Origin of the sequence: Klebsiella sp. HN106, assembly GCF_051209435.1 — a bacterium.
GTDB lineage: Bacteria > Pseudomonadota > Gammaproteobacteria > Enterobacterales > Enterobacteriaceae > Klebsiella > Klebsiella oxytoca.
This window is the reverse complement of the sequence record NZ_JBLURD010000125.1, coordinates 1-391: the sequence shown is the minus strand read 5'-3', so window position 1 is coordinate 391 and position 391 is coordinate 1. Positions and strand designations below refer to the sequence as shown.

Here is a 391-nt window from a genome sequence, read left to right as displayed (position 1 = left end):
GAGGCCCTGCGCTGGCAGCCGCCGGTGTACCTGTGGCAGGTGACTGACAGCGCCTGGCCGCAGGATACCCGCATCAGCCAGACGGTGGGGGCGCTGTTCCCGCCCGGCGCCACGCCGGAGGGGGTGGCGCAACAACTCCGCGCCATTCTGCCGTCCCTGGGGGAAAGGGGAATGCAGCAGCTGTGCGCTGACCCGGCCCATGATTATCTGCTGCGCCTGGGGCGCACGCTTGAGGGGAGCGGCATTGCCCGCTGGCGTACGCTGCTGACGCCCTGGCTGACGGAGCGCCTGCAGCGCGTTCCGCTGCGCGGCCTGATGTTCAGCCCGCCGCTGGCGCCGGACACGACCGCCGGGGAGACGCCACATCCTCACCGCTGGTCCGCTCCGGCGG

The 391-nt window shown here is 72.4% G+C and carries 1 pseudogene; it reads left to right on the top strand.

Going from position 1 to position 391, the window contains the following annotated elements:
* Positions 1-391: pseudogene (locus ACSIPU_RS30630) on the top strand (type VI secretion protein VasK); the annotation flags it as partial.